22 protein-coding genes are annotated in these 24,147 nt (G+C 72.5%); 12 read left to right on the top strand and 10 right to left on the bottom strand.

The annotated features are described in order from the left end of the window. Positions 1-11 precede the first annotated feature (11 nt). Together ND748_RS04840 and ND748_RS04835 are read right to left on the bottom strand one after the other, a co-directional pair. The gene (locus ND748_RS04840; RefSeq protein ID WP_251744343.1) at positions 12-620 is read right to left on the bottom strand and encodes a TetR/AcrR family transcriptional regulator; all 609 of its coding nucleotides are present in this window, start codon (positions 618-620) and stop codon (positions 12-14) included. Continuing rightward, a complete protein-coding gene (locus ND748_RS04835) occupies positions 613-1,611 on the bottom strand; it encodes an NADPH:quinone oxidoreductase family protein (RefSeq protein WP_251744355.1) in 999 nt (332 codons plus the stop codon). The genes ND748_RS04840 and ND748_RS04835 overlap by 8 nt, the downstream gene beginning before the upstream one ends. Before the next feature lie 117 nt (positions 1,612-1,728). Between ND748_RS04835 and ND748_RS04830 the strand changes: the two genes are divergently transcribed. The 3 genes from ND748_RS04830 (at position 1,729) to ND748_RS04820 (ending at position 4,254) form a co-directional block, all read left to right on the top strand. After that, entirely contained in the window at positions 1,729-1,974 is a 246-nt protein-coding gene (locus tag ND748_RS04830; protein ID WP_041939026.1) for a DUF2630 family protein, read from the top strand. 46 nt (positions 1,975-2,020) lie between these two features. Continuing rightward, a complete protein-coding gene (locus ND748_RS04825) occupies positions 2,021-2,800 on the top strand; it encodes an SDR family oxidoreductase (protein WP_251744341.1) in 780 nt (259 codons plus the stop codon). 68 nt (positions 2,801-2,868) lie between these two features. Next, complete coding sequence (locus ND748_RS04820) at positions 2,869-4,254, top strand: glycosyltransferase (protein WP_251744339.1); 1,386 nt, start codon at positions 2,869-2,871, stop codon at positions 4,252-4,254. 119 nt (positions 4,255-4,373) lie between these two features. Here the strand turns inward: ND748_RS04820 and ND748_RS04815 are convergent, their stop codons facing one another. Both ND748_RS04815 and ND748_RS04810 read right to left on the bottom strand, forming a co-directional pair. Beyond that, the gene (locus ND748_RS04815) at positions 4,374-5,849 is read right to left on the bottom strand and encodes an ATP-binding protein (protein WP_251744338.1); all 1,476 of its coding nucleotides are present in this window, start codon (positions 5,847-5,849) and stop codon (positions 4,374-4,376) included. A 60-nt stretch (positions 5,850-5,909) separates the two neighbouring features. Continuing rightward, a complete protein-coding gene (locus ND748_RS04810; protein WP_251744337.1) occupies positions 5,910-7,628 on the bottom strand; it encodes an FAD-dependent oxidoreductase in 1,719 nt (572 codons plus the stop codon). 787 nt (positions 7,629-8,415) lie between these two features. Between ND748_RS04810 and ND748_RS04805 the strand changes: the two genes are divergently transcribed. Continuing rightward, complete coding sequence (locus tag ND748_RS04805) at positions 8,416-9,402, top strand: PHB depolymerase family esterase (RefSeq protein ID WP_251744335.1); 987 nt, start codon at positions 8,416-8,418, stop codon at positions 9,400-9,402. 72 nt (positions 9,403-9,474) lie between these two features. Here the strand turns inward: ND748_RS04805 and ND748_RS04800 are convergent, their stop codons facing one another. After that, a complete protein-coding gene (locus ND748_RS04800; RefSeq protein ID WP_251744334.1) occupies positions 9,475-9,771 on the bottom strand; it encodes a hypothetical protein in 297 nt (98 codons plus the stop codon). 221 nt (positions 9,772-9,992) lie between these two features. Between ND748_RS04800 and ND748_RS04795 the strand changes: the two genes are divergently transcribed. Beyond that, positions 9,993-12,053 (top strand): hypothetical protein, encoded by a 2,061-nt coding sequence (locus ND748_RS04795; protein WP_251744332.1) that lies wholly within the window; start codon positions 9,993-9,995, stop codon positions 12,051-12,053. A gap of 15 nt (positions 12,054-12,068) precedes the next feature. On the opposite strand, the gene ND748_RS04790 is transcribed toward ND748_RS04795, so the two are convergent. After that, a complete protein-coding gene (locus tag ND748_RS04790; protein ID WP_251744331.1) occupies positions 12,069-12,671 on the bottom strand; it encodes a hypothetical protein in 603 nt (200 codons plus the stop codon). Positions 12,672-12,738: 67 nt separating this feature from the next. On the opposite strand from ND748_RS04790, the gene ND748_RS04785 reads away from it, so the two are divergent. Both ND748_RS04785 and ND748_RS04780 read left to right on the top strand, forming a co-directional pair. Continuing rightward, positions 12,739-13,452 carry an MBL fold metallo-hydrolase gene (locus tag ND748_RS04785; protein WP_251744329.1) on the top strand — a complete coding sequence of 238 codons (714 nt, stop codon included), beginning with the start codon at positions 12,739-12,741 and terminating at the stop codon, positions 13,450-13,452. Between the two features lie 127 nt (positions 13,453-13,579). Further along, positions 13,580-14,392 carry a carbon-nitrogen family hydrolase gene (locus ND748_RS04780; protein ID WP_374215848.1) on the top strand — a complete coding sequence of 271 codons (813 nt, stop codon included), beginning with the start codon at positions 13,580-13,582 and terminating at the stop codon, positions 14,390-14,392. Here the strand turns inward: ND748_RS04780 and ND748_RS04775 are convergent. Continuing rightward, positions 14,377-15,624, bottom strand: coding sequence for an ammonium transporter (locus ND748_RS04775; RefSeq protein WP_285901605.1), 1,248 nt, complete (start codon positions 15,622-15,624; stop codon positions 14,377-14,379). The genes ND748_RS04780 and ND748_RS04775 overlap by 16 nt on opposite strands. Positions 15,625-15,850: 226 nt before the next feature. Between ND748_RS04775 and ND748_RS04770 the strand changes: the two genes are divergently transcribed. Then, entirely contained in the window at positions 15,851-16,270 is a 420-nt protein-coding gene (locus ND748_RS04770) for a pyridoxamine 5'-phosphate oxidase family protein (RefSeq protein ID WP_251744325.1), read from the top strand. A gap of 102 nt (positions 16,271-16,372) precedes the next feature. Here the strand turns inward: ND748_RS04770 and ND748_RS04765 are convergent, their stop codons facing one another. Beyond that, the gene (locus ND748_RS04765) at positions 16,373-17,122 is read right to left on the bottom strand and encodes a TetR/AcrR family transcriptional regulator (RefSeq protein ID WP_251744323.1); all 750 of its coding nucleotides are present in this window, start codon (positions 17,120-17,122) and stop codon (positions 16,373-16,375) included. 330 nt (positions 17,123-17,452) lie between these two features. Between ND748_RS04765 and ND748_RS04760 the strand changes: the two genes are divergently transcribed. Beyond that, complete coding sequence (locus tag ND748_RS04760) at positions 17,453-19,015, top strand: DHA2 family efflux MFS transporter permease subunit (RefSeq protein WP_251744321.1); 1,563 nt, start codon at positions 17,453-17,455, stop codon at positions 19,013-19,015. A 44-nt stretch (positions 19,016-19,059) separates the two neighbouring features. On the opposite strand, the gene ND748_RS04755 is transcribed toward ND748_RS04760, so the two are convergent. Continuing rightward, on the bottom strand, positions 19,060-20,286 hold the full coding sequence (locus ND748_RS04755; protein WP_251744320.1) for a sensor histidine kinase: 1,227 nt from the start codon (positions 20,284-20,286) through the stop codon (positions 19,060-19,062). Positions 20,287-20,490: 204 nt separating this feature from the next. On the opposite strand from ND748_RS04755, the gene ND748_RS04750 reads away from it, so the two are divergent. Then, positions 20,491-20,904 carry a hypothetical protein gene (locus ND748_RS04750; protein WP_251744319.1) on the top strand — a complete coding sequence of 138 codons (414 nt, stop codon included), beginning with the start codon at positions 20,491-20,493 and terminating at the stop codon, positions 20,902-20,904. A 280-nt stretch (positions 20,905-21,184) separates the two neighbouring features. Here ND748_RS04750 and ND748_RS04745 read toward each other — a convergent pair whose 3' ends face one another. Beyond that, on the bottom strand, positions 21,185-22,123 hold the full coding sequence (locus ND748_RS04745) for a PAC2 family protein (RefSeq protein ID WP_251744318.1): 939 nt from the start codon (positions 22,121-22,123) through the stop codon (positions 21,185-21,187). 510 nt (positions 22,124-22,633) lie between these two features. Between ND748_RS04745 and ND748_RS04740 the strand changes: the two genes are divergently transcribed. Next, a complete protein-coding gene (locus tag ND748_RS04740) occupies positions 22,634-23,371 on the top strand; it encodes a hypothetical protein (protein WP_251744317.1) in 738 nt (245 codons plus the stop codon). Then, a partial coding sequence (locus tag ND748_RS04735; protein WP_251744315.1) for an NAD-dependent epimerase/dehydratase family protein occupies positions 23,368-24,147 on the top strand: 780 nt, incomplete at its 3' end. The genes ND748_RS04740 and ND748_RS04735, both read left to right, overlap by 4 nt.

The following is a 24,147-nucleotide window of genomic DNA, read 5'->3' as shown; positions in this document are numbered from 1 at the left end:
CGATCGGGACGTCAGCGGGCGTCGACCGGCGCACGCACGCCGGCCAGGCAGTAGGCAGCGACCTCCTGCGGCCGCGACGAGCGCTCGTGGCGACCCCAGAGCACGTCCTGCACGGCGCCGGACAGCGTGATGGCGAGCAGCCGCGCCTTGTCCCGTGGGTGCTCCACGCCCAGTGCGGCCAGCGGGTCGGTCGCCAGCCCGGCGATCATGTCCAGCGAGGTCCGGGCCGCGCTGCCGGCGATGTCCCGTGATCGCTCCGACTGTGCCAGCACCGCCCGCGTCGCCGCGCCGATGACGGGGTCCGTCGCCTGGCGGAGGAAGCCCGCGATCATCGCCCGGAGTCGGCCTTCCGGCGAGGTCTCCCGGTCCATCAGGTGCCGCAGGTAGGACTCGGCCCGCCGCATCCCGTCGGCCACGATCGCGGCGACCAGGTCGTCCTTGCTGGCGAAGTACCGGTAGAACGCCCGGTTGGACAATCCCGCGGCTGCGACGATGTCCGCGACGCGCACCGCCTCCGACGTGCCTCGGTCGATCAGCAGGGTCAGCCCCACGTCGAGCAGCCGCCGCACCTGCGCCTGTTCGACGTCCTCGGGCTGGTCGAGCTCACCGATCTCAGCCATCGACGCCGGTGTCGTCGCCGTCCGTCATCGCCAGGATGACCTTGCCGATCGCCTGCCGCGCGGCGACATGGGTCAGGGCGGCGCCGGTGTCGGCCAGTGGGAAGCGCGCGCCGATGAGCGGGGCGACCCGGCCGGTGCCGAGCAGTTCGGCGAGCTCGGCCCGGTCCCGCGCCGCGAGCTCCGGCTCGAACTGGGCGAAGGTGCGCAGCTCGAAACCGCGCACGATCATGCCCTTCAACAGCAGCAGGTTGAGGGGGATGCGCGGGATCTCTCCGCTGGCGTAGCCGACTGTGACGAACCGCCCGCCCCAGCCGAGGGTGCGCAGCGCCGCCTCGGCGAAGCGTCCGCCGACGGGGTCGACGACCACGTCCGCGCCGCCGGCCGCCGCCCGGATAGCGTCGCGCAACGGCGTGCGCTCGTAGTCGATCAGGTGCTCGGCGCCGCGTTCCCGGCAGGCCGCGAGCTTCTCCGGGCTGGACGCCGCGGCGATCACCCGCGCGCCGAGCAGCGCGCCCAGCTCCACCGTCGCGAGCCCGACGCCACCGGCGGCCCCCAGCACGACCAGCCGTTCCCCGGGCGCGATGGCCGCGATCGAACGCAGCGCGTGGTAGGCGGTGAGGTGGCAGACCCAGCTCGCGGCGGCGGTGGCGAGATCCACCCCGGCCGGCACCGGGATGAGCGACTGCGCCGGGGCGGCGACGTACTCGGCGAAGGCGCCGCTCATCACCGCGCCGGCCACCCGGTCACCGACCCCGACGCCCGTCACCTGCGGCCCGACGCCGACGACGACCCCCGCGAACTCGCTGCCGGGGGTGAACGGCGGGGGCACCGGCACCTGGTAACGGCCCGCGGCGATGAGCACGTCCGGCAGGTTGACCGCCGCCGCATGCACTCTGATCAATGCCTCGCCCGGCCCCGGCTCGGGCCTGGGTACCGGCTCGGTCGTGATCTCGTCCGGCGTGCCCAGTCGATGGCAGACCGCGGCTCGCATCATCGCGATTCCCACCCGATCAGTATGCCAGTTGACGTTCCGAGAATCACGTTCCGCGAAGGTCTTCCGCTTTGCGGTCAGTCCCACGCCGTGCGGCCGGCGTGATTGAGTGGGCGGGTGGATGACGAGCGGATCTACGCCCAGGTCAGCGCCCTCGTGGCCGAGGAGCACGAGCTGCGGGGCCGCCGCGCCCGCGGCGAGATCGATGCCGAGACCGAGCACGAGCGCCTCGAGCGCCTGGAACAGGCGCTGGACCAGTGCTGGGACCTGCTGCGCCGCCGCCGCGCCCGGCGCGACGCCGGCCAGGACCCGCAGGGCGCCGAACCGGGCAGTGTCTCCCAGGTCGAGCACTACCTTCAGTAGGACGGCGGGTTTCAGTAGGACGGCGGCGCTGGAGTAGGGGAGCGGGATGGATCTGCAGCTTGCGGGCCGGGTCGTGCTGGTGACCGGCGGCTCGGACGGCCTCGGCGCCGCCCTGGTGCGGACGCTGGCGGCCGAGGGGGCCAGGGTGGCCTTCTGCGGCCGGGACACCGCGCGGCTGCGGTCGGTCGCCGAGGCGGCGGCCGGCTTCGCCGGCGAGGTCCTGCCGGTGGTCGCCGACGTCCGTGAACCGGCCGACCTCGATCGGTTCGTCGCCGCGGCCACCGAGCGGTGGGACGCCGTCCACGCCCTGGTCAACAACGCCGGGGCCAGCTCCGCGGGGCCGTTCGAGGGCCAGACCGACGAGGCCTGGCAGGGCGACCTCGACCTGAAGCTGCACGCGGCGGTCCGGGCGTCCCGGCTCGTCCTGCCGCACCTGCGCCGGGCGGGCGGCGGGAGCATCGTGAACTCGCTGTCGATCAGCGCCCGGGCGCCCGGCGCGGGCTCCATGCCGACGTCGGTCACCCGGGCCGCCGGACTCGCGCTCACCAAGGCCCTGTCCAAGGAGCTCGGCCCGGACAACGTCCGGGTCAACGCGATCCTCATCGGCATGGTCGAGAGCGGTCAGTGGGACCGGGCCGCGGCCGCCCAGGGCCTCGGGATCGACGAGCTTTACGCGCGGATGGGCCGCGACTCCAACATCCCGCTGGGCCGGGTGGGCCGGGCGCAGGAGTTCGCCGACCTCGTCGCCTTCCTGCTCTCCCCGCGGGCCGCCTACATCACCGGCGCGGCCGTCAACCTCGACGGCGGCCTGAGTCCGGTGGCCTGAGTCCGGTGGCCTGAGTCCGGTGGCCTGAGCCCGGTAGCCTGGCGGTCAGTCGAGAAGGTGACCTTTCCGTGGCCCGTTTCCTGTTCGCCACCACTCCCGCCGTAGGCCATACGGCGCCGGCGTACCCGGTCGCCCAAGCCCTGGTGGGCCGCGGGCACAGCGTCCGGTGGTACGCCGGTTCGGCTTTCGTCGACGCCATCACGGCCACCGGCGCCACCTTTCATCCCATCAGCGAGCGCCACAACGACTTCAGCGTCCTCGACCTGGGCGAGCGGTTCCCCGGCCACCAGCAGCGGACCGGACTGCGCAGGCTCCAGTTCGAGCTGGTCCACGGGTTCGCCCTTCCCCTGCCCGGACACGTCCGAGATCTGCGCGCCCTGCTCGAGGTCGAATCCGCGGACGTCATCGTCGGCGACACCGCCTTCGTCGCCGCGGCGCTGATCCAGGAACTCGGCGGCCCGGCGTTCGCCGGTTTCGGCATCACCGTGCTCGGTTTCCCGAGCCGGGAGCTGGCACCCTTCGGCCTCGGGCTCGCCCCGTCCGCCAGCCTGATCGGCCGGCTGCGCAACCGCGCGCTCGATCAGCTCATGCGCCGGGTCGTGTTCCGGCCGATGACCGCCGCGGTCAACGACGCCCGCGGGCAGCTCGGCCTGCCACCCACCGCCCAGATGGTGTTCGAGTATCCGCTGGTCTCCCAGATGTACCTGCAGCTCAGCCCGCCCGGCTTCGAGTATCCCGTCCCGGACCTGCCGGCTCAGGTGCGCTTCGTCGGCCCACCGCGACCACTGGCCGACCCGACCTGGCAGCGACCGGACTGGTGGCCCGAGCTGACGGCGGCCCGGCGGGTCGTGCTGGTCAACCAGGGCACCGTCGCGACCGACGCGGACCAGCTGATCCGCCCCGCGCTGGCCGCGCTCGCCGGCGAGGACATCCTGGTGGTCGCCGTGACCGGCGGCGCCGACCCGGCCGACCTCGGGACGCTGCCGGCGAACGCGCGGGTCGAACGCTTCATCCCCTTCGACGAGCTTCTGCCGCACGTCGACGTCTTCCTCACCAACGGCGGCTACGGCGGGACGCAGCTCGCACTCTCGCACGGCGTGCCGATCGTCGGCGCCGGCCGCACCGAGGACAAGAACGAGGTCAACGCCCGGGTGGCCTGGTCCGGCGTGGGCATCGACCTGCGTACCCAGACGCCCACCACCGGGCAGATCCGCACGGCCGTCCGTCAGGTGCTCGCCGACCCTCGTTATGCGACGCGGGCGCGCCGCCTGCAAGCCGAGATCACGCGCGCCGGCCGCGAGGAGAAAGCCGCCGACCTGCTGGAACAGCTCGCGGCCGCCGCCGCGTCGACCAGCGGCGACCGGCTCGGCACGGTCCTGCCCGCCCAGCCCACCCGTGGCCAGCCCACCCGTGGCCGGGTCATCCGCGGCCGGGTCATCCGCGGCCGCAGCTGAGCCGAGCGCCTTCCCGCCCAGAACTCACCAGGTCGGGCGGCACGGGCCCGGACGGCTCGTCCGCTCTCGGTCCACCGTGCACGGTCGGGGCCGAAGACGTGACACCGTGATGGGCGACGTCACGTCTGCGTGGATTCCGGGCCGCTGTCGGGCGGGCCCGCCGGCAGGTCGCCGGTGGCCGCCGGGGCGGCGAGGGGGAGGCGGACCTGGAAGCGGGTGTCGCCGGGGGTGGAGGTGACCCGCAGGTCGCCGTGGTGCTTCTTCACCACGATCCGCCAGGAGATGTCCAGCCCGAGGCCGGTGCCCTCGCCGACCGCCTTCGTCGTGAAGAACGGTTCGAAGATCCGGTCCCGGATGACGGGGTCGATGCCCGGGCCGGTGTCGCCGATCTCGACGACGAGGGTGTCGTGGTCGGCGAAGGTGCGCACCGTCAGCGTGCCGCGGTGGTCCATCGCGGCGACGGCGTTGTCGATCAGGTTCGTCCAGACCTGGTTGAGTTCGGCGGCGTAGGCGGGGATCGCCGGCAGGGACCGGTCGTAGTCCCGGTGGATCTCGACGTCGTCGCCGATCTTGCGGCCCAGCATGATCAGGGTGCTGTCGAGCAGTTCGTGGATGTCGATGGTCTGGTACGGCGCCCGGTCCATCTGCGAGTACTGCTTGGCGGCGGTGACCAGGGTCGAGATCCGGGTGGTCGAGTCCTCGATCTCCCGCATGAGCATTTCGCTCTCGACGGTGTAGGTCAGCCAGCGCACGGCGCCGTCGAGCACGCCCGCCGGCACCGAGCCGGCCACATGGTCGAGCCAGGCGACGTCCAGGCCGGCCTGCACGAAGATCGGCGCGACGTCCCAGGCGTCGCCGATGTCGCGTTCGTCCAGCCAGTCGCCGATGAGATCCTCGCGGTCCGAGACCTCGATCGGGGTGAGCGTCGGTGCCTTCGCCACCCGCTCCACCGCCTCCTCCTGCAGGCGGATGAGCACCTCCAGCTCGGTGCGCTCGTACGGACCGGCGGCGATCATGCCGAGCTTGTGTCGCATGCCGGCGACCCGCTCGCGCAGCGCCGAGGTCGCCCGCACGGCCGCGGCCGCCGGGTTGTTCAGCTCGTGGGTCAGCCCCGCGGACAGCGAACCCAGCGCGAGCAGCCGCTCCCGCTGGCCGACCACCTGCTGGGTGCTCTGCATGCCGAAGAACAGACCCTCGAGCATGTGCAGGGCCATCGGGAACCACTCGCGCATCACGGTCGCCACGTCGTCGGCGTCGAGGACGAAGAAGCGGCTGGGCTCGGTCACCCGCATCGAGTTCTTGTAGACCTGGGGAACCCGGTCGCCGAGGTAGGCGTGCCAGGCGCCGGCGTACACCCCGCGCTGGTTCGAGCGCACCACCTCGATGTCGTCCGCACCGACCCGAGTGGACATCACCAGCGCGCCGGAGATGAGCACGTAGAAGCAGGTCGCCGGCGCACCCTCGCGGTAGACCGGGCCCGGCTCGAGCAGTTCGGCGTGGCCGCGTTCGCACAGCCAGTGGAGCTGATCGTCGGTGAGCTTCTCGAACAGGAACAGGGTGCGCAGCTCGTCGACGTCGCAGGGAACCGGTGTCATGATCGCCCTCTCGGTGTCATCGCCCTCTCGGCGTCACCGTCAACGCGGTGGCGAGGTGGTTCAGCGCTTTTCCAGGTAGCGGTGGACGAGCGCGATGGCCATGGCGCCCTCGCCGACCGCCGAGGCCACCCGCTTCACCGATTCGGCGCGGGCGTCGCCGGCGACGAACACCCCCGGCACCGACGTCTCCAGGTGGTAGGGGTCGCGATCGAGGGACCAGCCCGGCGGGCGGCGCCCGTCGACGACCAGGTCCGGTCCGGCTAGGACGAACCCGCGCTCGTCGCGGGTCAGCACGCCGTCGAGCCAGCTCGTGCGTGGCGCGGCGCCGATGAAGATGAACAGCCACTGGGTGTCGACCGTCTCGGTCTGCCCGCTGGCATTGTCGCGCAGCGTGAGCCGTTCGAGGTGGCCGTCCCCCGCCGCCGAGACGATCTCGGTGCAGGTCCGCACGGTGATCGCCTCGACCCCGGCGATCTGCTGGATCAGGTAGTGGGACATCGACGCCGCCAGCGACGACCCGCGCACCACCATGGTGACCCGCCGGGCGTGCCGGGCGAAGTGCATCGCGGCCTGGCCGGCGGAGTTCGCCCCCCCGACGATGTAGACGTCCTGCCCGGCGCAGGAGGGCGCCTCGGTGAGCGCGGAGCCGTAGAACACCCCGCGGCCGGTGAACTCGTCCAGGCCGGGGGCGGCGAGCTGCCGGTAGGACACCCCGGTGGCGAGGACGACGGCGTGTGCGGAGATCTGCCGGCCGTCGTCGAAGTGGACCGTGCGCGCCGGCCCGCAGACCTCCAGCGTGACGGCGTCGCGGGCGGTGAGGACCTCCGCGCCGAACTTGATGGCCTGGCGGCGGGCCCGGTCGGTGAGCTGGGCGCCGGACACGCCGTCGGGGAAGCCCAGGTAGTTCTCGATCCGCGAGCTCTGGCCAGCCTGCCCGCCGGTGGCCGTGCGCTCGACGAGCACGGTGCGCAGCCCCTCCGAGGCCGCGTACACCGCCGAGCCCAGTCCCGCCGGGCCGCCGCCGATCACCACGACGTCGTAGAAGTCCTCGGTGGGGGAGGTCGTCAGCCCGACGCGGCCGGCGAGCTCGGCGTCGGTGGGGTCGGTCAGCGTCACCCCGTCAGCGGTGATCACGACCGGCAGGGTGTCCGGGGATGCCTCGGCCGCGGCCAGCAGCCGCGCGCCCTCCGGCTCCTCGGACAGGTACCAGCGGTAGGGCACCTGGTTGCGGGCGAGGAAGTCGCGCACCTCGTAGGAACGCGCCGACCAGCGGTGCCCGACCACGCGGGTCTCGGTGACGGGGGCGTGATCGGCGGCGAGCCAGGCGTCGAGCAGGCCGTCGACGACCGGGTAGAGCTTCTCCTGCGGCGGGTCCCACGGCTTGAGCAGGTAGTGGTCGAGATCGACGATGTTGATGGCGTCGATCGCCGCGGTGGTGTCGGCGTACGCGGTCAGCAGCACGCGGCGCGCCGTCGGGTACAGGTCCATCGCCTGCTCGAGGAACTCGATGCCGTTCATCGTCGGCATCCGGAAGTCCGCGAGCAGCACGGCGACCCGGTCGCCACGCAGTTTCATCTCCCGCAGCGCGTCGAGCGCCTGCGAGCCGGACTCGGCGCGCACGATCCGGTAGCGCTCCCCGTACTGGCGCCGCAGGTCGCGAGCGACCGCGCGGGAGACGCTCGGGTCGTCGTCGACGGTGAGGATCGCCGGGCGGGCCGGGGCCCTCGAACCGGGCGCCGCCGCGGCGCCGGGCGTGGGCGGAGCCGATGCGGACGTCATAAGTGCCCCCAGGGAAGATCGGTGGCTGGCGCGGTGCCGGTGCGTCGTTCGCGGTGCGGTCGAGCGCGGGTCACGGGCCGTCAGGCGCCGGGCGGTCGAGTGACGGGCGGTCGGGTGACGGGTGGGTCGGGCGACGGGCGGTCGGGCGACAGGACGGGGCCGTGTCCCTGGCAGGGGCCGATCAGCCGACCGGTTCGCCCGCCGCGGCGGCCGGGGCGGGCGCAGTCCGACGTCTCGGAGAGCAGGTGGGTGGGCGCGGGTGAGCCGGTGCCGTCCGTGCGCCGCCGCATTCCGCCAGTCTATGGTTCCGTCTCCCGCCGCGTTCGCACGTGCGAAAAACCGCCACAGATGTTGCCGTTGAGCCGCAAAGGCCACGCGGCTACCGTCCGCGACCCCCTGCGGCGAGAGAGGCAACGTCGGCGTTGCTGACAGCCATGCGCGGGGAACACCGGCGCGGGTCGGGAGACGATCGACGGTCAGCGCGGCCTGGACGTCGGCGTCCACAGTGCCGGCCGTGCTCACACCGCCAACCCCGCGCATCCGCGCCCGTTCCGCGTACCGCCGCAACATCCTCCCCGGCCGGTCACCGCCGCCGGTCAGAAATGACCCCCGTCCGATTCCGGGGCGGAACGTCGAGCCTCATCGGCGACGCTCCGCTGCAGCTCGCCTGTCCCGATGTGGACTGTCGGACAGGCGTCCGGGGCCGAACGCCGTATTTCCAGGGCCCCGTTCGTATTGTTGGCGAATGTTCCGTGCTGGGAGTGTGCCGAGATGGCCGCTCGCCGTGATGGGCATCGCCATCATGGCGGCGGTCATGTCGCTGGCCATGGCGGTGTTGCCCGGCAGCTCCGGCGCCGCCGTCGGCCGGGTCGGCGGGACGCCGCCACCGCGGCCGGCCGCAGGCTCGTCCGGCCTGGCGACCGGCGGCGTGTGCCCGGCGTCCACCGGCGGCGTTCCGCTGCCTGGCGGGGTGCACGTTCTCGTTCACGACGGGGTTCGGCGTTCCTACCGTTTGGCGGTGCCCACGAATTACGACGGGCGGTTCTCCTATCCCGTCGTGTTCGACTTCCACGGTTTCAAGGCGGACGCGGCGCTGGAGGAACAGCGGTCGCGGATGGGCGTCGTCGGCGCCGGGCGCGGCTTTGTCGTGGTGACCCCGGACGCGCTCGGCACGCCGCGTCGCTGGAATACTCCGAGCGACCCGGGCAAGGCCGACGACGTCGGCTTCGTCGGCGCCCTGCTGACCGACCTCTCGTCCCGGTTCTGCGTCGACGGCCGGCGGGTGTACGCCACCGGGCATTCCAACGGCGCCGAGTTCGCCGCGGCGCTGGTCTGCCGGTCCGCCCGATTCGCCGCGGTGGCCATGGTCTCGTCGACCTACGAGGCCAGCTGCCCTGCCGGGCGTGCGCCGGCGACGATGGCCGTGCACGGCACCGCCGACCCGTCGGTGCCCTATGGCGGCGGCGTGGTGGCGGGCTCCTCGACCCGGGTGCCAGCGGCGGCGACCGTGGTCGGCGGCTACGCCGAACGCTATGGCTGCGACCCGACGTCGCTGACCACTCAGCCCACCCCCGGGATCGTCGTGCGCCGCTACGGCGGCTGCGCGGACGGCGGCGAGGTACTGTTCGACACCGTCGTCGGCGGCACCCACCTGTGGCCGGCGAGCCCCGAGGCCCGCCGCGACCCGCGCGACTCACCCGCGGGGCGGACCTTCGACGCCACCGGCGCCATCCTCGACTTCTTCACCGCCCACCGCGCCGCCCCGCCCGCCTGACGGCGATCTCGGCCCCACCGCATGAGCTGGCCCCACCGCATGAGCCGGCGCCCCCGGCTGGTCCGGACGTCATCAGCGGCCGCTGGTCGCGCCGGCGTCCGGCGGCTCGATCTGCGGTGGCCGGCGGAAGGACAGGCGTTCGTCGGCCACGCGCACCGCCAGGTTCGCCCACACCGCGGTGAGCAGGTCGCCGGTCGGAACCAGGGCGAGGCGAACCAGGACCATCCCTGCGACGACCACGACCGTCACCACAGCGGCCCCGTGCATCGCGAGGACCGCCGGGTGGCGTGCCCGTGTTCCGCGCGTCCGGGTGCAGGCCAGCCCGATCGTCATGGACATCGTGACGATGAGCAGCAACTCGGGCATCATGGCGAGGTCCTTCCGTGTCGGCGGCCGAGGTGGGGTCGTCTCGGTCCGACGCGTCGAGGGCCCGGCGATTCTTTTCTCTCGCGAAAACCGCTCGCGAGAAAGAAAGAACGAGGCTTGCTCGACTGACCTCCAGGTCATCACAGATTATTTTTCGAGCTGGCTGCGAAAATTTTTCCCTGTGAGAATCCTGTGAAAATTCCGAATTTTCGCGGAGGGCGGCGGTGGTGTTGGGACCCGGCAGCAAGGGCTCGGTGCGGCGGGCCAGACGCGGTGCGCCCCCGAAGACGAGCAGCGATCCGCAGGTGAGCCCCGCTGTGCGGGCTCTGGTGGAGTGGCTGGACGAGCTGATCAGCTCGGCGCACGGTTCGCGCACGAACCTCTTCGCGCACGTTCGGGAGGTCCAACCGGAGCTCTCGCTGGCCACGCTGGACGACAAGAAGCTGTCCCGGCAGTTCCGGGGGCGTCCGCCCTATGCCCGAGGCCCGGAGTGGCCCTACGTGCGGGACGTCGCTCACGCCTGCCTCCCCGCGGACGAGGTGGCGGAGGAGGTGGCCCACCTGGCCGGGTTGTGGCGGGCGGCCCGCGGGGGTAGTCCGCCACCGAGGTATCGCGGTCACATCCGGGATGTCCGGGTGCCCACCCGGCTCGAGGAGATCGACGATCTGACCGATATCCGTCAGCAGAACGCCCGGTATCGGATGACCCTCGAACAGCTCGGCCATGAGCTTCGAGATGCGGCCCTGGGTGAGCAGGAGGCGGTCCGCCGCTGCGACCAGCTCACCGAGGACCGGGACGCCGCCCTCACGGAGCTCGTCCGGCTACGAGCACGTGCCACGGATCAGAGCCGCGAAGCGGTCGAGCTGCAGATGCATCTGTTCCGCGAGCAGGAACGGACCCGGGAACTGGAGGACCAGGCCCGCCGGCTGGACGCCGCCGTCGAACGTCTGCTCGACGCCTACGTGCCGACCGAGACAGCCCGAGCCACGATCCGCGCGGCGATCGCCTCCTCCGCGCGGCCGTCCCCTGCTCGCCCGGCACTCCCCGCCTGCCCGGCACTCCCCGCCTGCCAGGCACTTCCCGTCTGCCCAGCGCCCTCCGCGCCTGACCGACCCGGGGACCGGCCGGGCGCCGCGACCGGGGCCGGCTCCAGCGGCGGCGGACCGCAGCCGGTTGGGCTGGGCTCCGCACCTGCGGCCCGGGCTGAAAAGATGGTCGAGCGTGATGCGACGACCGCGGCCGCGGTGGCCCAGCATCGGCTGTCGTCGCGCTCGCTGCTGTTCCTGGTAGTGATCCTCGCCGTCCTGGTGCCGGTGTCCGCCGGCCTCTGGCAGGTCGGTCTGCTGCGCGCCGACCACCGGGCGGCCGCCCCCGCCATCGCGCTGCAGCGGGCCCCGGTCACCAGCTCTGCCCAGGTTGTCCCGGCGCCGATCACCAGCGCCGGGACCTACGAGCCGAGCCGTACCTCGGCGCACTTCGGCCTTCTCCCGCCGCCGCCGGCCGGCGGCGAGGCGACGCTCGTTCCGAGCGGCCCGGTGCGTTCCGCCTCGTACTCCGCCGACGGGCGGATGGTGGCGACCGTCGGCACGCGTGGAGGACTTGCCGTGTGGGACGTGGCGCAGGAGGGGCGACCCACCCGGCTGAGCCAGGTCGACAACGGCCGTGCCCTGGACGTCGCGTTCATCCGCAGCGGCTCTCTGATCACCATCAGCTCGGACTCCGCCTTCCGCCTCTGGGACGTCCGCGATCCCCATCGGCCACGGGCTGTCAGCCGCCAGGTGACGCCGAGCCCGCCGAACTCACTGGCGATCTCTCCGGACGGGGAGGTCGTCGCGATCGGCGCTGCCAACGACGAGGTGTGGTTGTGGGATATCGCGGACGTGTCCGCGCCCCGTCAGCTTGGCGTGGCGCTGACCGGTCATGCCGGCTCGGTGTCCTCGGTTGCGTTCAGCCCGGACGGGCGAGTCCTCGCCAGCGGCGCCGACGACACCATGCGGCTCTGGAACATCAGTGACGCGGCGCATCCACAGGCGCTCGGCGCCCCGCTGACCATCCGATCGGGGGCGTTGCTGTCGCTGGCTTTCAGCCCGGACAACCGCACCCTTGCCACGGGGGGGACGGATGGATCCGTCGGGTTCTGGGACGTGTCGGATCCCGCCCTGCTTCGCACGCTTGGAACGTCCCCAGCACAGGGTGGTCCGGTGTTCTCGGTTTCCTTCAGTCCCGACGGACGCACGGTCGCCAGCGCCGGCGGCGATCAGACCCGGCTGTGGACGGTGACCTGACCGGCCCGCCCGGGATCACGAAGGCCGCTCAACGTGGTCCTGGATGGCGAGGAAGCGTCGGATCGCCTCGGCATCCGCCGGAACGATCGGCCTCGCCGGAAGGATCGGCCTTGCCGGACCGGTCGGCCTCGCCGGAGCTGTCGGGTCCACGGGAACGATCCGGCCCGGAGAACGGTCGGGGGGTGCCGGGCGGGTGACCGTGGAGCGCGCCGAGCGGGCGGCTGGTTCGGTCACCACGGCGACGTCGATCGGGCGCAGGGGCAGCACCTCGTCGAGGACGAGCTGGCCCGGGCGGCGGTCGCCCTCCCAGGTCCCGTCGTTGTGCTGAACGTACAGCTCGTCCGCATACACGGCGTAACGCCGGACGTCGTATCCGGAGCCGCGCGTCGCGGCGTCGGGCCCCGTGGCCGCTCGGTCGAAGGCGGCGCGGATGCGACCCAGGCTGATCCCGGCCCGCCGCAGCGTCCCGATCATCCGGAGCTGAGCCAGGTCATGACCGCCGTCGCGGACCAGCCCGGAGCGGCGCCAGCGCGCCACCTGGCGAGGAGTGACCCGGGTGTCGGGCGGCGGCGGGGGACCGGCGGCGGGTGTTCGCGACCTGGGCTTGTCCCCCGTCATGTCGCCGAATGTAGCCCCACGGGGCCGCCTCGCCGCACCTCGGGGCGGACCTTCGTACGCTGAACGGATGACCGAGCGTCTGTACTTTCGCCAGCTTCTGTCCGGTCGCGACTTCGCCGTCGGCGACCCGGTCGGCACCCAGATGGTCAACTTCGTCTACCTCGTCGGGGACCGGGAGACCGGCGAGGCAGTGGTCGTCGACCCCGCCTACCAGGTGGACGATCTGCTCGCCATGGTCGCCGCCGACGGCATGCGGCTTACCGGCGCGCTCGTCAGCCACTACCACGCCGATCACGTGGGTGGCTCCGCGTTCGGCATCGAGATCGAGGGCATCCGCGAGCTGCTCACCCGAGTCGACGTGCCCATCCACGTCAACCGGGCCGAGGCCGAGTGGGTGCGCCGGGCCACCGAGGTCACCGCCGCCGACCTCGTCGAGCACGACGACGCCGACGTGGTCACGGTCGGGGAGATCCCGATCCAGCTCCTGCACACCCCGGGTCACACCCCCGGCAGCCAGTGTTTCGTCGTCGACAACCGGCTCGTCGCGGGCGACACTCTGTTTCTGGAGGGCTGCGGCCGGATGGACCTGCCCGGCGGCGACGCCGGGCTGATGTACGACAGCCTGCGCCGGCTGGCGACCCTGCCGGACACCACCACCGTCTTCCCCGGCCACCAGTACTCGCCGCAGTCCTCCGAGGACCTGTCGGTCGTCAAGCGGATGAACCACGTCTTCCGGCCGACGAGCGCCCAGCAGTGGAAGTCGATGCTCGGCCTGGGCTGATCGACGACGTGCTGGAGACCCGCCCATGAACCCGACGTCACCGGCTCCGAGACCGGCTCCGGTCTCGGTCTCGGTCTCGGCACCGGTGGCCGCTCCGGCACCGGTGGCCGCCCCGGCATCTGGCCGGATCCGCACCGAGTGCCTGCAACTCGACTGCCCGGACGGCGAGAGCGCCGCGGACCGGGTGGGCCGCGTGCTGGCCGAACTGCGCCGGACCGACGCCGACCTCGTCGTGCTCCCCGAGCTGTGGGCCACCGGATACTTCCGGTTCGACGCGTACCGCGCGCAGGCGGAGCCGTTGACCGGTCCGACGCTGACCGCGTTGCGGGAGGTGGCCCGGGAACGCCGGTTCCACCTGGTCGCGGGCAGCCTGGTGGAGCGGGCCGACGACGGCCGGCTGCACAACACGACCGCCCTGATCGGCCCCGGCGGCGACATCCTGCACACGTACCGAAAGATTCACCTGTTCGGTTACGGGTCCGACGAGGCCAGGCTGCTCACGCCCGGAACGACAGCCGACACCGCTCGCACCGAGCTCGGCTGCATCGGCCTGGCCACCTGCTACGATCTTCGCTTCCCCGAGTTGTTCCGGCTGCTCGGCGACGCCGGTGCCGACCTCGTCGCGGTCGTGTCGGCGTGGCCCGCGGCCCGGCTGGAGCACTGGCGCGTGCTCACCCGGGCCCGCGCGATCGAGAACCAGGTCCACCTCGTCGCCTGCAACGTCGCGGGTCGGCAGGCGGGCCGCGACATGGCCGGGGCGAGCGTCGTCGTCGACCCGTGGGGGGTGGCGCTGGCCGAGGGCGGCCAGGGTCCCGCCCGGGTCCGCGCCGAGCTCGACCCGGGCCTGCCGGCCGCTGTCCGCGCCGAGTTCCCGGTGCTCACCCACCGCCGGCTCGGCGTCACCATCGCGCCCATGGCCGGAGGTCACCAGAGCCGGTAGGCGACCTCGCCGTGCTGGGTGGTGTCCAGTCCCTTGGCCTCCTCCTCCGGCGTCACTCGCAGCCGCAGGACCAGCCGCACCGCCCCGGCGATGATCAGCGAGGCCACGAACGAGTAGGCCACCACGGCCGCGACGGCGACGACCTGCTCGCGCAGCAGGCTGCTGCCGCCGCCGTAGAACAGCCCGTCCCGGCCGCCGATGTCGCTGCTGCCCAGCAGGCCGATGAGCAGGGCGCCCAGCGCGCCGCCGACGAGGTGCACGGCGCCGACGTCCAGGGCGTCGTCGATGCCGACCTTGCCCTTGATGGCGGTGGCCAGGGCGCAGACGCCGCCGGCGAGCAGGCCGATGATGATCGAGCCGACCGGGGTGACGTACCCGGCCGCGGGAGTGATCGCCACCAGTCCGGCGACGGCGCCGGAGGCGGCACCGAGCGTGGAGGCCATCCCGTCGCGCAGGCGCTCCACGGCGATCCAGCCCAGCATGGCGCAGGCGGCCGCGGTGTTGGTGTTCAGGAAGGCGCTGCCCGCCAGCTCGTTGGCGTGCAGCGCGGAGCCGGCGTTGAAGCCGAACCAGCCGAACCACAGCAGGCCCGCGCCGAGCAGGACGAACGGGACGTTGTGCGGGCGGAAGTCGCCGGTGGGCCAGCCGCGGCGGGGGCCCAGCACGACGGCCACCGCGAGGGCGGCGGCGCCGGCGTTGGCGTGGACGACGGTCCCGCCGGCGAAGTCCTCGGCGCCGTGCTCGTAGAGCCAGCCGGCGGGGGAGAAGACCCAGTGCGCGACCGGGCCGTAGACCAGCACCGACCACAGCGCGATGAACAGGGCGAAGGCGCTGAACCGGAACCGGTCCGCGCTCGCCCCCGTGATGAGCGCCGGCGTGATGACGGCGAACATGAGCTGGAAGCAGACGAACACGATCGGCGGGATGGTCTGCCCGGCCGTGCCCGTGTAGCCGGCGACCTGGACGTTCATGTGGGCGAGCCCGACGTGGTCGAACCCGCCGACGAACCCGTTCGCCCCGCCGAAGGCCAGGCTGTAGGTCACCAGGACCCACAGCACGCTGACGATGCCCATGCAGAAGAAGTTCTGCATGATCATGCTCAGGACGTTCTCGACGCGGACCATTCCCCCGTAGAAGAACGCCAGGCCCGGCGTCATGAGCAGGACGAGGGCGGCGCTCGCCAGCACCCAGGCGGTGTCCCCGGTATTGATCGCGCCGAAGTCGAACGGCATGTCGCTCCTGTCCCTGCGCCGCCGTTGTGCATGTCCCCGCGATCCGTGGGCGGGCGTCGGACCAGCGAAGATGTGTTGTGCGACGAGGGTCGACAGTGCTGCTTTCCAGTTCGTTTCGTGCAGGTATCGGGTTGGTAAACCTACCGTTTTGGGTGCATATCGTGGCGATGCTCGTCGGCTGGGTGGCCGCCGGACGGCCCCGCCCGCCGCGTGGCAGGCTGGCGACATGCCGAACCAGTCCGCCCGGCCGCCCGACCTCACCGGCCGTGGCGGGGAGTTCCTCGACTTCTGGCGGGAGCGGCACCTGTGCAGCCTGACCACGGTGCGGGCCGACGGCAGCGCCCACGTGGTCGCCGTCGGCGCGACCCTCGACCCCGCGGCCGGGATCGCCCGCGTGATCACCTCCGGGCGATCCCACAAGGCGCGCCTGATCGCCGCCGGGCCCGCCGACGGAACGGCCGTCGCGATCTGCCAGATCGACGGGCGCCGCTGGTCGACCCTGGAGGGGCTGGCCGTGGTGCGCGACGATCCCGCGAGCGTCGCGGAGGCGGAGCGGCGCTACGCGCAGCGTTACCGCGAGCCGCGGGCCAACCCGCTGCGGGTCGTCCTCGCGGTGCGGATCACCCGGGTGCTGGGCAGCGTCTGACCGCCGCGGGCGCGGGCGGCCGCACCGGGCCGGTGCCCGGTCAGGACGATGCCGCGCCGGGCGATGCCGCGCCAGGCGATGCCGCACCGGGCCGGTGCCCGGTCAGGACGATGCCGCGCCAGGCGATGCCGCGCCGAGGGCGGCCGCGATCCCGGCCAGCAGCCAGTTCAGGCCCTCGATGAAGCTCTCCCGGGCGTCCCCGCCGATCAGGACGAGGTCATTGCTGTGGAACTGGGCCAGGTGCGGATACTGGCCACCTTCAAGCACGCCGGTCAGGTAGCGCTGCACGTCCGCCCGGTCGGCGCCGCCGAGGTAACCCTGGCGCTCCCGCAGTTCGGCGGTGACGTGCCCGAGGGTGTACGTGTCGACCGCGCGCAGCAGCGCGACCCGCTGGCGGGTCGGTAGCGGCAGGGCGGACACCGCCGCTGCGGACTGCTCGGCGTGGCGCAGGCCGTTCGGGCCGAACTGGGGGTGGCCGGAAAGCGTCTGCAGGATCCACGGGTGGCGCAGGCTGCTGTCCCGGGTTCGGTGGGCGATGGCGCACAGGGCGTCGCGCCAGTCCGCCGGCAGCGGCTCGGGCACGATCACCTCCGCGGCCACCTGGTCGTTCATGAGGGCAAGCAGGTCGTCCTTGCGGTCGAAATGGGAGTACAGGCTCATCGGCCGGGCGTCGAGCGCCGCGGCGATCCGGCGGATCGAGACCGCCTCGAGACCCTCGGCGTCGGCCATCGCGACGGCCGCGTCGACGATCGCCTCCCGGGTCAGCCGTGGGCGGCGGCGTTCGGCCGGTCGCGCCCAGACGATCCCGGCGGACCCCCCCGCCGGCGCCGGGCGGTCTGGCGCGCCCGCCACCCCGGCGAGCGTCGGGCTCGGAGGGGTCGATCCTGCGGGGGGCAGGTCCGTGGGCGTCGGGCGTGCGGGTGCTGCCGGGCTGGGTGCCGGTGCCGGGGCCGGGGGGGCCAGGTTCGTCGGTACCGCCGGGAGTCGCTCCGCGCGGGTGTGGTCACCCATTCCTCGAGGTTACGTGGTTCCGCGAAACCGTTACGGTGTACGGGTCGCGATGCGGCGTAGCGAAATCGAGACGGTGTATCGTTCGGATGCGCGCTGGCAGGTGCCGCTCATCCGCCGCGCTGGTGGCGGGAGTGACGTGATTCCCTGAATCGTTCCGGAGGTGGTGGGCCCGTGGCTGTGCAGGCCGAGGCGTCGACGGCGGATGGCGCTGGCGGTGGTGACCGGTTGGATCCCACGCTGGTCCGGCTGGCGTTGATCGTTCTCGTCGGAGCAGTGGTGGTGCAGCTGGACGCGACGATCGTGGCGGTCGCGCTCGACACCCTCGCCCGGTCCTTCGACGTCGGCGTGTCGACGATTCAGTGGGTCAGCACCGGCTACCTGCTGGCCCTCGCGGTGGTGATCCCGCTCACCGGCTGGTCGGTCGAGCGCTTCGGGGGCAAGCGGATGTGGCTGGCGTCGCTGACGCTGTTCCTGGTGGGCTCCGTGCTCTGCGGGATCGCGTGGTCCGCGAGCAGCCTGATCGCCTTTCGGATCGTCCAGGGCGTGGGGGGTGGCCTGCTGCTGCCGCTGATGCAGACGATCCTCGCCCAGGCGGCCGGTCCTGCCCGGTTGGGCCGGCTCATGGCCACGGTGGCCGTCCCGGCGCTGCTCACCCCCGTGCTCGGCCCCGTCGTCGGCGGTGTGCTCATCGATGATTGTGGCTGGCGATGGATCTTCTTCGTCAATGTGCCGGTCTGTGTCGTCGCCATCGCGCTGGCCTGGCGCCTGATGCCCGACATGCGGGTGGCGCAGCGCCACCCGTTCGACGGGGTCGGATTCGCCCTGCTCTCGCCCGGGCTCGCCGTGGCGGTCTATGGCCTGTCCGAGGCGGGTCGGCGCGGCGACTTCGCCGACCCAAGGGCGCTGGTGCCACTGATCGCAGGGTTGGCACTGATCGCCGTCTTTGCCTGGCACGCGCTGCGGACCAGGATCGTCCCGTTGATCGATCTACGTCTGTTTCGTTTCGCGTCGTTCTGCGGCTCCGCGGGAATGATGTTCCTGTTCGGGCTCTCGCTCTACGGCGCGATGTTGTTGCTTCCGCTCTACGAGCAGCAGGTGCGGGGGCGTAGCGCCGTCGCGGCCGGGTTGCTGCTCGCGCCACAGGGACTCGGCATGATGCTCGCGATGATCGTGGTCGGCCGGCTGGTCGATCGGACCAGCCCGCGCCTGCTCGTCCTGATCGGGATCGTGCTCAGCGTGCTGGGCTCGGTGGCCTACACCCAGATCGACACGGACACGAGCGAGGTCCTCCTCGGCGGTTCGCTGGTGCTTCGGGGAATGGGCCTCGCGGCCGCGTCGATCCCCGTCATGTCGGCGGCCTACCACGGACTGCGCCCCACCGACATTCCCCGCGCCACCTCGGCGGTCCGCATCTTCCAGCAGATCGGGGGCTCCCTCGGCACCGCCGTGCTCGCGGTGGTCCTGGCCCACCAGCTACCCGGGACGACGTCGGGTGGCGCCGGGTTGGACCTCGGCGGGCAGGCCCACGCCTACGCGGTGGCGTTCTGGTGGACGCTGGGATTCTCCGTGCTCGCTGTTCCGCTGGCCCTGCTGTTGCCGGGGCGCGCGGCCGGCAGGCCGCGGCCCGCTGCGCCACGGGATGGATCGGGCGCAGCGCAGCCGGCTGTCGGATCTGATCCGGGCACGCCGGGTCTCGCACCCGCCGAGCCGGGCCGGGTGGCGCGGCCGGTCTGACGGTCTCGTCCGGGCGCTGCCGAAGTAGCTGACGGCGCCGAAGATCAACGCCCGTAACCGGGGTCATCGGTGGCATCCCGCCAGGGCAGCGCGACGCTGACCAGGGTTGGGCCACCAGGAGGGCTGTCGACGACCAGGGTGCCGTCGATGGCGTCCAGGCGTCCGGTCAGACCGGCGAGGCCCGTGCCGCGGCGGGGATCCGCGCCGCCGACACCGTCGTCGCTGACCCGCAGTAGCAGGCTGGCGCCGTCGCAGCGGCTCAGCTCGATCGAGGCGGCGCTGGCCTGGCTGTGCTTACTGATGTTGGTGAGCAGCTCCGACGCGGTGAAGTAGACGATGCCCTCCAGAGCGGCGGCCGGCCGGCCGCTCAGCTCGACGGCGGCCCGGGTGGGCACGGTGCACCGGGCGGCCAGCGAGGCCAGGGCCGCGGGCAGACCGCGATCGGTGAGGATCGCGGGATGGATGCCGCGGGCGAGGTCGCGCAGCTCCTGCAGGGCGAGCTTCGCCTCGCCGTGTGCCTCGGCGACCATGAGGGCGGCGGCGTCCGGATCGTCGGCGAGCTTCTCCTTCGCCAGCCCCAGGCCCATGGCCAGCGCGACGAGCCGGGCCTGCGCGCCGTCGTGCAGGTCGCGTTCGATCCGCCGCAGGTCGGCGGCGGCGGAGTCGGCGAGCGTTCCCCGGTCCGCCTCCAGTTCCCGGATCCGCCGTTCCACCCCCTCCGACGGGGAGAGCAGTCCGCGGATCATCGCCCGATCGACCGCGACGAGCCCGCGCGTGGCCGAGGGCAGCACCACCCAGCCCACGGTGAGCAGCAGCACCGCCGCCACGAAGCTGATGATGCTCCAGGGCAGGCGGATGAACAGGTACAGCGCCGTCCGCCAGGACACCGGATCGGCCAGCGCGGCGAACATCGAGCCGAGCCCGCCGGCCCGCCGGCGCGGCCGCCGCGACGGGGCGTCGATCCTCAGGCCGAGCAGCCACCGGGCCCGGACCCGCTCGATGGTGCCCAACACGCGGCACAACTGCAGGCCGAACGCGAGCACGGGTATCCCGATCACCGTGACCACCAGGCCCGCGCCGAGGGCCAGCGCGGTCGTCACGCAGACGAAGCCGATAATGCCCAAAGGGAGGTTCAGCAGCAGGAACAGAACACCCCGCCAGGTCGCGGCGCCCGCGGCGAGCCGTTGCCGGCGGGGCGTGGCGGCCTCGGCGGATCCGGCACCTTCGGGGGTCGGGGTGGAGTCGGCCGTGGCGGCGACAGGCGCAGTCACCGGCTGCCGTCCTCCCACTGGATCTTCCCACCGGAATCGTCTCGGGCCGGTCCCCGCGGCCGGTCCGAGGCGTGCGTCGAGAGTACCCCGATCATGGCTAAGCCGAGACTTTTGTCGGTGGGGGATGGTTGTCTTCTCGTAGATCCGGAGGGCATCCGCTTCCCACCCGGAAGCGGTCGGGCGACCACGAGGAGCTTGGGAGTCATGAAACTTCTCACGGCCACCGCGTACGCGCAGGGCCTGCGTGTCGACGATTTCCACTGGGCGGTGGAAGGTGAGCTCGTAACCCTGCGGGCGTTCTGTGACATGCACCTGGACCGGCCGCACGGCCGGTGCGAGTGCGGTCGGGTCTTCGTCGGCCTGGGCTCTTTCTACGGAACGACGACGGCGATGGTCCGCGACCTTCCCGGAGTCACGGAAACGGATTACCGTGAGGCATTGCGTAATAGTCTGGACGCGCAGGGCTGGGACGCCCGCCACGCCGACGCGGAGGCATCGCGCCTGCTCACAGAGGTCGATCGCTGGCCGGTGGGGGCGATCGTCGAGCGGTTCGTCGACGGGCTGTCGGTCCGGGCGCTGTCGGACGCGAGCATCGGCCGCGTGTCCGACCGCCGTTGAGACTGCCCGGATCTGGTTCGGGTCTCCCGCCGTCGTGGCGGCGGGAGACCGACGCAAACCGGGGTGATGGTGTAACGGTGATTGGGTGAATCTCCCGGTGGCGAATCGGAATTGTGGCATTCCGCGGACGTCACCGGGAAACAGCAGGAACTGGACGGCCGTGCGCGCTCAGGGAGCTGGCGAATTCCTGCGCGATGTGCGACAAGAGGTACAGCCGGTCGACATCCCGTCGGCCGGTTCTGCGCGGTTGGTTCTCAGCGGCTGGTCCCCAGTGTCGGATTCAGGACAGCGGGTTCGGACCGCCCGGCTCGGACTGTTCGGCCAGGAAGCGTTCGAGCGCCTCCCCGAGTTCATCGGCGGTCGGCAGCTTCTGCTCGGCGTCGATCGTGGGCAGGCTGGGGCCGCGCCGCCCCCGCTGGTAGGCGTCGTACTGCTCCTCCAACGCGTGGACGAGCGCCGCGGCCTCTCCGCCCTGGGCGATCTGGCTGTTGACCTCGTCCTGGACGGCGACCGCCGCGGAGCGCAGCCCGTCCAGCGGAAGCATCAGGCCGGTCGCCTTCGACACCGACGTCAGCAGCACCTCGGTGGCCGCGGGGTAGGTCGTCTGGGCCAGGTAATGCGGAACGTGGACGGCGAAGCCCATCGCGTCCCGGCCGTCGCGGCCCAGCTCGTACTCCAGCAGATGCCCGGCGCTGCCGGGGACCTGAAGCCGGCGCAGCCACGGCTCATGGCCGACGACCAGCTCCTTGCTGCTTCCGTGCGCAGTGATCGTCGCGGGCCGGGTGTGCGGAACCGCCATCGGCACGGCGTTGAGCCCGACGGTGAGGCGGACGCCGAGCCGGGCCACCAGCCCGCGGACGGCCGCCGTGAAGCGCTTCCACTGCAGGTCCGGCTCGGGGCCGGTGAGCAGGAGGAACGGCGTGTCCGACTCGTCGCGTAGCTGGTAGAGCGCGAGCACCGGGTCCGTGTAGCTCTCCCAGTGGTCCTCGGAGAAGATCATGGTTGGCCGGCGGGACCGGTAGTCCAGCAGTTGATCGACGTCGAACGTCGCGACGATGCGATGGTCGAGCGCGGTCAACAGGTGCTCGCCGGCGAGGCTGACCGCGTTGCCGGCGTCGACGACGCCCGTCAGCGCCTCCAGCATGATCGGGCGATGCGCGTCGATGGGGTCGTCGGACGCGTCCTCGGTGAGACTGTAAAGCTCCTGCGGATCAAGCACGATCGAGGTCCTCCTTACACCACCGGTCGCTTCCGTCACCTGAAAAGAAGCGCGGCAGGCGCCGCCGGCATTCCGCCGGGGCCGGGGACCACCGGACGACGGGCTTCGCCCGCCTCGGCCACACCGGCCTGACGCCGCCCGGGTCTCATACACGATTTTACCCGCTTGCCGCCTCCGGTAGGGAGCTGACAACGAAGCCGTCACACAGTGCGGCTAGGCTCCCGGAAAAGTTTCGGCGCCCACCCGGATGCCCTTAGCAAGCCAGCCGGCCCGGTGCGGGGGTCCGGCCTTGTCGACCAGGGACCGCGGCCGCCCCACCAGGACCGGCCCGGGACCGGTCCGGGACCGGGACCGGCGCGCCCGATCGGGCCCGCGCCGCGTGGCGAGAGGCGGCACGCAATGACGGACACGCCGACGGGAACCGGGCCACTGCGAGGCCCACTGCGAGGCACACCGCGAGGCCCGCGAGGAGGCCCACAGGGAGGCGCCGTCACCGGACGAGCCGCCGCCATGGCCATCGACGAGGTCGACGTTCGCCGCATCGAGGCCGTCTGCGAGCCGTTGCGGTCGCTGAACACCGAGGGGCTGCTTGCCGGCCTGCTCGACGGGATCGACGGCGCCGCCGAACTGGTCGCGCTCGTCGCCACCTACTGCGTGCTCGACCACGCGGCGCTGCTGATCGCCGTCGACGACTTCGACGCCGCCCTGAGCGCGCTGGCCTCGCTCGGGCTCGAGCCCAGCGCGCTGGTCCCGAGCGTCATCGTGCGGGCCCGGCTGGGCGAGCGTTACGGCGTGCGCCCGGACCAGCTCGATGTGCGCCTCACCCACGCGTCGCTGCGATCCGACGCCGGTGCCGGCCGCACGGTCGAGATTTTCATGGTGCGGCGGACCCCCGAGTTGCCGCCCGGTCTCGTCGAACAGGAGCGCGCCTTCGAGCTGGAACGGCACTTCGCGATGCGCCTGCCCGAGCCGAACCCGATCATTATCGAGGGCCTGCGCGCCGTGCTTCGAACCCGCGCGGAGTTCCACTGGGACGGCGGCGGTTACAACCCGCACGACCGGGCCAACGCCGGCGGAACCAGCGTGCTGTACTTCCTGCGCCTCATCCCGGACGGGTCGGGCAAGACGCGCCGGGAACGCCTCGAGGTGAAGTTCTTCGGTGACTACTCGGCGATCACCAGCACCCACACGACCACCCCGCCGGCGGGCCCGGACCTGCTGCTCGGCCTGCCCCGCTCGCGCCGGTGAGGGTCCTGGTCACGGGGGCGACCGGCAAGGTCGGCGGGGCGGTCGTACGGGCCGCGATCGAGGCCGGCCACCAGGTGCGGGCCCTCGTCCGCGACTCGGCCCGGGCGGCCAACCTGCCCGGGCCGGTCGACGTCGTCGTGGGGGACGTCACCGACCCGGCGACGTTGCCGGCGGCCGTGGCCGGGATCGAGATCGTGTTCAACGCGATGGGCGTTCCCGAGCAGTGGCTGCCCGATGCCGACGAGTTCGACCGGGTCAACGTGGCCGGTTCGGACAACGTCGCGCGGGCGGCGGCGCAGGCCGGCGTGCGCCGGCTGGTGCACACCAGCACGATCGACGTGTTCGACGCCCCGCCGGGCGGCCGTTTCGACGAGACCGCACTCGCCGCCACCCCGAAAGGCACCCCGTACGAGCGTTCCAAGCAGCGCGCGGAACGGGCGGTGCTCGCCGTCGCGGGGGGCATGCAGGTGGTCATCGTCAACCCGGCCACCGTCTACGGCTTGCCGCCCTACGGGCCGACCTCGATGGAGAGCCGGATGTTTCGTCCGGCACTGCGTGGGCTGCTGCCAGCCGTTCCACCCGGCGGGTTCGGCCTGGTCTTCACCGAGGGACTGGCCCGCGGTCATCTCGCGGCCGCCCGCGAGGGCCGCCCCGGCGCGCGGTACATCCTCTCCGACGCGCACGTCAGCCTGCGGGAGCTGACCGCGGCGGTCGTCGTCGCCGGGGGGCGCGGTCGCGCGCCGGCCGTCACCATCCCGGCGGCGGCGGCCTCGGTG

It is taken from the genome of Frankia sp. AiPs1 (assembly GCF_023716945.1).
Classification (GTDB): domain Bacteria; phylum Actinomycetota; class Actinomycetes; order Frankiales; family Frankiaceae; genus Frankia.
This window is presented reverse-complemented; position numbering and strand designations above follow the sequence as displayed.

Excerpts from the sequence above, each read along its gene's own strand:
- ND748_RS04840 (WP_251744343.1), bottom strand. The coding sequence starts at position 620 with ATGGCTGAGATCGGTGAGCTCGACCAGCCCGAGGACGTCGAACAGGCG.
- ND748_RS04835 (WP_251744355.1), bottom strand. The coding sequence starts at position 1,611 with ATGCGAGCCGCGGTCTGCCATCGACTGGGCACGCCGGACGAGATCACG.
- ND748_RS04825 (WP_251744341.1), top strand. The coding sequence starts at position 2,021 with ATGGATCTGCAGCTTGCGGGCCGGGTCGTGCTGGTGACCGGCGGCTCG.
- ND748_RS04815 (WP_251744338.1), bottom strand. The coding sequence starts at position 5,849 with ATGACACCGGTTCCCTGCGACGTCGACGAGCTGCGCACCCTGTTCCTG.
- ND748_RS04810 (WP_251744337.1), bottom strand. The coding sequence starts at position 7,628 with ATGACGTCCGCATCGGCTCCGCCCACGCCCGGCGCCGCGGCGGCGCCC.
- ND748_RS04805 (WP_251744335.1), top strand. The coding sequence starts at position 8,416 with ATGGGCATCGCCATCATGGCGGCGGTCATGTCGCTGGCCATGGCGGTG.
- ND748_RS04800 (WP_251744334.1), bottom strand. The coding sequence starts at position 9,771 with ATGATGCCCGAGTTGCTGCTCATCGTCACGATGTCCATGACGATCGGG.
- ND748_RS04790 (WP_251744331.1), bottom strand. The coding sequence starts at position 12,671 with ATGACGGGGGACAAGCCCAGGTCGCGAACACCCGCCGCCGGTCCCCCG.
- ND748_RS04785 (WP_251744329.1), top strand. The coding sequence starts at position 12,739 with ATGACCGAGCGTCTGTACTTTCGCCAGCTTCTGTCCGGTCGCGACTTC.
- ND748_RS04775 (WP_285901605.1), bottom strand. The coding sequence starts at position 15,624 with ATGCCGTTCGACTTCGGCGCGATCAATACCGGGGACACCGCCTGGGTG.
- ND748_RS04770 (WP_251744325.1), top strand. The coding sequence starts at position 15,851 with ATGCCGAACCAGTCCGCCCGGCCGCCCGACCTCACCGGCCGTGGCGGG.
- ND748_RS04750 (WP_251744319.1), top strand. The coding sequence starts at position 20,491 with ATGAAACTTCTCACGGCCACCGCGTACGCGCAGGGCCTGCGTGTCGAC.
- ND748_RS04740 (WP_251744317.1), top strand. The coding sequence starts at position 22,634 with ATGGCCATCGACGAGGTCGACGTTCGCCGCATCGAGGCCGTCTGCGAG.